The sequence below is a fragment of the Desulfobacterales bacterium genome (assembly GCA_029211065.1).
Taxonomy (GTDB): domain Bacteria; phylum Desulfobacterota; class Desulfobacteria; order Desulfobacterales; family JARGFK01; genus JARGFK01.
Window position 1 is genome coordinate 1 of the sequence record JARGFK010000167.1, and the last position, 6,069, is coordinate 6,069.

General features: G+C 50.8%; 6 protein-coding genes. 4 read left to right on the forward strand and 2 right to left on the reverse strand.

The window, feature by feature from the left end:
- The first annotated feature begins 110 nt into the window (after positions 1-110).
- The 4 genes from P1P89_21590 (at position 111) to P1P89_21605 (ending at position 3,760) form a co-directional block, all read left to right on the forward strand.
- On the forward strand, positions 111-512 hold the full coding sequence (locus tag P1P89_21590; protein ID MDF1594111.1) for a CTP-dependent riboflavin kinase: 402 nt from the start codon (positions 111-113) through the stop codon (positions 510-512).
- 209 nt (positions 513-721) lie between these two features.
- Positions 722-1,429, forward strand: a complete 708-nt coding sequence (locus tag P1P89_21595) for a class II aldolase/adducin family protein (GenBank protein ID MDF1594112.1) — start codon at positions 722-724, stop codon at positions 1,427-1,429.
- Between the two features lie 300 nt (positions 1,430-1,729).
- Positions 1,730-1,882, forward strand: a complete 153-nt coding sequence (locus P1P89_21600) for a hypothetical protein (protein MDF1594113.1) — start codon at positions 1,730-1,732, stop codon at positions 1,880-1,882.
- 267 nt (positions 1,883-2,149) lie between these two features.
- A complete protein-coding gene (locus P1P89_21605; protein MDF1594114.1) occupies positions 2,150-3,760 on the forward strand; it encodes a UbiD family decarboxylase in 1,611 nt (536 codons plus the stop codon).
- A 117-nt stretch (positions 3,761-3,877) separates the two neighbouring features.
- Here P1P89_21605 and P1P89_21610 read toward each other — a convergent pair whose 3' ends face one another.
- Positions 3,878-4,948, reverse strand: a complete 1,071-nt coding sequence (locus tag P1P89_21610; GenBank protein MDF1594115.1) for an XdhC family protein — start codon at positions 4,946-4,948, stop codon at positions 3,878-3,880.
- A gap of 5 nt (positions 4,949-4,953) precedes the next feature.
- The gene (gene yqeC / locus P1P89_21615) at positions 4,954-5,733 is read right to left on the reverse strand and encodes a selenium cofactor biosynthesis protein YqeC (GenBank protein ID MDF1594116.1); all 780 of its coding nucleotides are present in this window, start codon (positions 5,731-5,733) and stop codon (positions 4,954-4,956) included.
- Between the last annotated feature and the right edge of the window lie 336 nt (positions 5,734-6,069).

Sequence of the window (6,069 nt, forward strand, 5' to 3'; positions counted from 1 at the left end):
CAGTTGAGCTTCGGCGCGGTTCACCTCGCCTTTCATCCCTGCTGCAAGCAGCAGGGTATTCAGGCGAAGGCGAATAATTAAGGGACGAATAATCTTTTCGAGGACACGTGATGAATGAGAAATATACGTTGATGGGCAAAATTGTGAGCGGAGCGTGTCAGGCTGCTTTTTTCACCCAATTGGACTGGGTACAGGAGCAATGCGCGAAAAAATTGGGATTTAAACCTTATCCCGGAACGCTGAATCTGGTCATCGCCGATTCAGACGCTGACTTGATAGGATCTCTAAAAGGGTCGGACATTCAGGCGTTGATCCCGCCTGATCCGAAATTCTGCAGTGCACAGACCCTCTCTGTAAAAATAAAAGGGATCCAGGGAGCAATCATTATCCCCGCCGAGGATGTTCAAATTCATGCAAAGAACATATTAGAGGTAATTGCGCCGGTTTGTCTGAAAGAAGTCCTGGGATTAGATGACGGCGACATTGTTAAAATTACGATCATCACGCAGTGATGAAGCGTATACCCTGCTGTTGCATAAAAAGCAAAGATAGAGTAAATATTCGGCCACAGAGATGCCGGCCTTGGTCTAAGTCCGGAGGGCACGATTTCTGCAAATGCCAATGGTCCAATTCAAAATCCGAATATCGAAATTCGAAACAAATTCAAATATCAAATGTCCTAATGACAAAAACAAAATTATAACAACAGGAGCAGCCTCTCATGGACAAAGACATTCAAGTATTAAAAGACAATGCGGCCCGGGCTTGCCGCCTCCTGACGCTGGCAGGGCTGCTTGACTTTTCCGGACATATCAGTGTCAGAGCGCCCGGTCAAAAAACTTTCTTTATAAACCCCATGAAACTATCCCGCGAAGCGGTTACCCCGGATGATCTCGCGGAAGTATCGTTAACTGGTGAATGGGTCGGCGGCAAGCATGAGCCGCCCCAGGAACTCCCTATTCATGCAGCGGTTTTTCAGGCCAGGCCCGATGTCAACAGTGTGGCCCACATCCATTGCCACTACGCAATTTTGCCCAGTATTGCCGGAAAGGACCTGGTTCCCGTCTGTCATCACGGCAGCATTTTCGGCGCGGTCGTCCCGGTTTATTCCGAGGCAGAGAAAATCACCACCTTTGAAGAGGCAAACCAAATGGCCAAAGCACTGGGCAGCGCGCGCGCCGTGATCATGAAAGGCCACGGTGCGGTGGTTGCTGAATCCTACGTTGAAGCAACCTTTGTCGCTTGTCTATATCTGGAAGAAAATGCCCGTCTGCTGGTGGAGTCCTCCATACTCGGCACCCCCCAACCCCTTTCAGCAGAACAGATCAAACGCGCTGCCGCCAAGACTTACCTGCCCGCCGTCAGCATCAAAAAAGTCTGGGAGTACTATCTGGAAAAGGGCCGCAAGACCGGAACCTTATGGGAATAATCCCCTGAACCATGCAGGGTAATTGAAGAGAAACGGCTAAACCCTTAAATGCCCTGGGGGTGAAAGCAACCCGCTTGTGCAAATTTCAGGCCGCTTCTTTTCAATCATTTCAGCATATTTTTGAGATGCAATTCCGTATGTAAAACGGCTGTTTTTTTTCTTGACATACCCCGGTGGTTATAGTTACATTGTAATTATATTGTAGTTAGTTGAAGGGTCGGGGAGTTTCATTACGAATGCCTATGGGGTGAGCCGTTATCAGTCCAGCGTTTGTCGCCGGTCCGCCCGGGGATAGCCCCCGTGGGAACCGTAACCCAATATGACTGCACCCTGTACACGCCCCCTAACCTTTGCGCTAAGCCCCAACAGGCAGAGACGATCATCGTCGCCGTGGAAATCAGCCTTTTGGGGCTGGTTCAATGGAATTTGAGCGGGATTGCTGCCGTGCGCTAATGATTCGATAAGATGGTTACGGCTCCCACGGGGGCTATCCCCGGGCGGACAAGACAACATTTGAAAAACTCCCCGACCACTGAGTTAGTTAGCCTTGATCAAAACGCACGCGACGCTTCTCTGAATTCTGCCGCGCTGAAGCTTCTCCGGGCCGTTTTCAGTGAAGTTTTATTTTGCTGTTCGAGTCTTGTATCACCTTTGGCATCATTATATTTGATTGATAGAAACAAGTGTCGCCGGTCTTAATCTCATAACAGGAGGAAGGAAATGGCAAAAAAAAAGTATAAAAATCTCAGTCAACACTTGGTAAATCTAGAAAAAAAAGGACTGCTGATTCGTGTCAAAAGGGAAATCAATAAAGATACGGAGCTCCATCCGCTGGTACGGTGGCAATACCGCGGCGGAATTGCAGAAAAAGACCGCAAGGCATTTTTGTTTGAAAACGTAGTGGACGCCAAAGGCAAAAAGTATGACATGCCCGTGGTTGTCGGCGCCCTGGCGGCCAATCCCGAAATTTATTTTACCGGCATGGGCTGCAAACCTGAAGAAGTCAACACGATCTGGCAAAAGGCCCTTGCCAATCGGATCGATCCCGTCGTCGTGGATAAAGCTGCCTGCCAGGAGGTCGTTATAAAGGGCAAGGACCTGGACAAGGAAGGCAACGGCACCGACCGCTTTCCGGTCCCCATTTCAACTCCCGGTTTTGATAACGCCCCCTACTCGACGTGTTCCCACTGGTTCACAAAAGATATTGAGACCGGCATTCAAAACATCGGCAACTACCGGGGCCAGATGAAGCAGCGCCGCAAAGTGGGTTGTTTCCCCAGCGGTCTGGGGCAGGACATTCAAGTGCATTGGGAAAAGGCAAATGCCAAAGGGGTTCCCCTGGAAGCGGCCCTGGTTATCGGTGCTCCGCCGGTTGTTTCCTATGCCGCCGTTCAGAAAATACCCCGCGAAGTTGATGAAATTACCGTTGCCGGCGGCCTGGTGGGCGAACCGATCCCGGTGGTGAAATGCAAAACCGTGGATATTTTAGTTCCGGCAGATGCGGAAATCGTTATTGAAGGCATAATGTCAACCGAATATCTGGAACCGGAAGGACCCTTCGGGGAGTCCCACGGCTATATGCACCCGCGCCAGACCAATCCATTCATGGAAATAACCTGCATTACCCACAAAAAGAAAGCCACCTTTGTTTCCTGGATCAGCCAGGTTACCCCAAGTGAGAGCTCCGTGGTCAAGAAAGTCGGATATGAGCCGCTTTTTATAAACCACCTGAAAAACGTCTACAGCATCAAATGCGTCAAACGGGTTTACCTGCATGAACCACTGACCAATCTGCGAAAGTTCATCGTCATTCAAATGGATAAACCCAGTGAATCCGAAGTGTGGCGGGCCATGTATGCCGCCGTATCCCTCCATCAGGGGGTTGGCAAGATACTTGTGGCGGTGGATACCGATATCGATCCGGAAAACCTTGATGCCGTCATGTGGGCCATGTGCTACCGCATGAAACCGCATCTGGATGTACAGATTTTAAAAGGGCTTGAAAAAGGTCATGCGCCACCATTCGGCGGCGCCAGCGTGAGCACGGACATTGCGTCCCAGCATGATCCGGCCGACGAATCCGCCATGCTGATAAACGCCATCTTAAAAGAGCCCTATCCGCCGATCTCGCTCCCGAAAAAGAAGTATATGGAAAACGCCAAAAAGATCTGGGAAGAACTGGGTCTGCCGCCGCTGACGCCGCAGCCGCCCTGGTTTGGTTACTCCCTGGGTCAGTGGGATGAAGAACTGGAGATGGAAGCCGAACGCGCCTTAAAAGGCGATCATTTCATTAACGGTGATAATCAGGCTAAAATGCGCGTTAAAGTATAGATATATTTATTGCCGGAGGCCGGCTGCTGTCTTGTCTTCCTGCTGAAGCTGAACCTTCTTGATGGATTGAATCTGTTCTGCATATTTTCGATCCGGCCTCCGGCACATCTCTCCGTTTTACCCGGCCGGCCTTTTTCTCGATCGTTCTCTTTCCTGGATCAATTCGGCGACAATGCTGACGGCAATCTCCTCCGGTGTTTCCGCCCCGATGGCAAGCCCGATGGGGGAATGCACCTGTTGAAGAGTTGCCTTGGAAGCCCCCTCTTTTATCAACGCCTGATAAATCACCTCTCTTTTTCTTTTGCTCCCGATCATGCCGATATAGGCGGGTTCATGCTTCAGGGCTTCTTTGAGAACGGCATGATCATGGATGTGTCCCCTGGTAATAATGGCAATATAGGAAGAAGGCGTAACGGAAATTCGATCAAACGATTGCGAAAGCGGCACGACCATGATTTCATCGGCGTCGGGAAAACGCTTTGCATTGGCAAATTCCCCGCGATCGTCAATGACAACGACGCCAAATCCCACCCTTTTTGCCAGCGGACTTAAAAATGTGGAAATATGACCGGCGCCAAAAATATAGAGAACATCGGCGGACTGTATCGGTTCCATAAAAATGGACACCCCTTCGATTGGGAACCGCTTCAGTTCAGGGGTGTTTCCCGCGAAAAGCTTCTCTGTACCGACATCAAGGCCGCCGGGAATGCGTCCGATCACCTGAACGCCGGAACCGTCTTTTATCATCAAGGCATGCCGGTCCGGGCGGTCACGGGAAATTCCGTCTGCAATCAGCGTCAGGAGCTTTCCTTTGGCTTTGCCCGTGATCACGAGATCCCGGGTTCTACCAAATACATCCCTGACAACCTGATTGTCCGGAAACATGGGCTCCAGAAAAACATCCACAATCCCGCCGCACAGCATGTCCGTCTCAGCTACATCTTCCCCTGTAAGTTGAAAATGGATTGTGGCGGATTTGCCTGTTTTAAAAACCGATTGGGCCTTTTCGATCACCTGATATTCCAGAGCGCCGCCGCCGATTGTCCCCAGAATTTCGCCGTTTTCGAGGATGATGCACTTGGTCCCGATGGACCGCGGGGCCGAACCTTTCTGAAAAATAATTCGGGCCACCACAACCTTTTGCCCCGAAATCAATAGCTTATCCAAATCAAGAAAAAAATTGTTCATGCGTTTCACCTTATTTCATAGAACGCCATCACCGGCGGATGTTTCATTGCGCTGCCGATGAGGACTCGTTTTATCCGGACGGGTGTTGTCTCTTTAATGATTTTTACAACTTCGCGTCCCGCTCTAATACCCTCGGCGCTTTCGGCCTTGTTTAAAAAGAGATACTGATGGGCGGCGCCGGGACTCTCTTTAAAAATCCCGCCGGCATGGGTCAAAGATGCCGCAATGGCCATAGGGGAAACCGCCTGGCCCAGGGCAAGCCCTGTCAGTTGCGAAAACATGCCCGACCTGAAAACACAGTCTTCGTCAAGGGTCTTACCCACCGCATCCAGACCGACAAGCCCGATCACCCATTCGGCGCAGGATGGAACAACAGGCTCATAGATGGCCGGCGCCTTTAAAGATCTGCCGGCGGCGCCGTCGGCCTCTACAAGAATCCAGCGGAACAGCCCACTCTTCCACAATTCGTCAATAAACCCAGGAAGGAACCCTTTCAGTTTCTCCTGCGGACTCAATTTTTCCGCAACAGCCGTAAAATGAAAATTTTTGTTACGAAACCGATTGGCCCGACTGATAATCGCCTCTGCCAGCGGTGAGATCACAACCGCTTCCGACTGGTCTTGGGTGGGCATTCGTATTCTGGTCGTGGTGGTGGTTAAGACCGAATCACCGCCGGCCGAAAGCTCCCGGGCAAGCCTGAACATTAGGCTGGTTTTACCGCCGGCGCCCACAAAACAGACGACACCGCCGGTTGACAGCTGCAGTCCTTCCCGCAGGGAAATCATGATGTGAAATCCAAAATAAAGGATTCCAGGATTATAGGGGTCAAGGGTTTAAGTGATGAATTCACGATCTTAATCTCCTCCGGATTTTTCCTTGCCTGTTGTTGGTCCGTTGTCCGTTGAAGCTCTAACCACGGGCTACGGACCACTGACAACTATCCGTCAGTCTTATCTTTTCTTTTCAACCCCCGGCCGCTGATCCCCGATACCTGCCCCCTGATCCCTTCCCTTGCCGCTTCCAAGCTTGATAGCCTCATAGCTTCCTAGTGTCTCGTCAACCATCAATTGTCGGATAGAGGCGGCGTAGTTTTATCCTGGCATCCTCGGCAGTGAATTGCC

What these genes read in the sequence shown, in the direction of transcription:
- P1P89_21595 (MDF1594112.1), top strand. Translation starts at nt 722, where the DNA reads ATGGACAAAGACATTCAAGTATTAAAAGACAATGCGGCCCGGGCTTGC.
- P1P89_21590 (MDF1594111.1), top strand. Translation starts at nt 111, where the DNA reads ATGAATGAGAAATATACGTTGATGGGCAAAATTGTGAGCGGAGCGTGT.
- P1P89_21605 (MDF1594114.1), top strand. Translation starts at nt 2,150, where the DNA reads ATGGCAAAAAAAAAGTATAAAAATCTCAGTCAACACTTGGTAAATCTA.
- P1P89_21610 (MDF1594115.1), bottom strand. Translation starts at nt 4,948, where the DNA reads ATGAACAATTTTTTTCTTGATTTGGATAAGCTATTGATTTCGGGGCAA.
- yqeC (MDF1594116.1), bottom strand. Translation starts at nt 5,733, where the DNA reads ATGATTTCCCTGCGGGAAGGACTGCAGCTGTCAACCGGCGGTGTCGTC.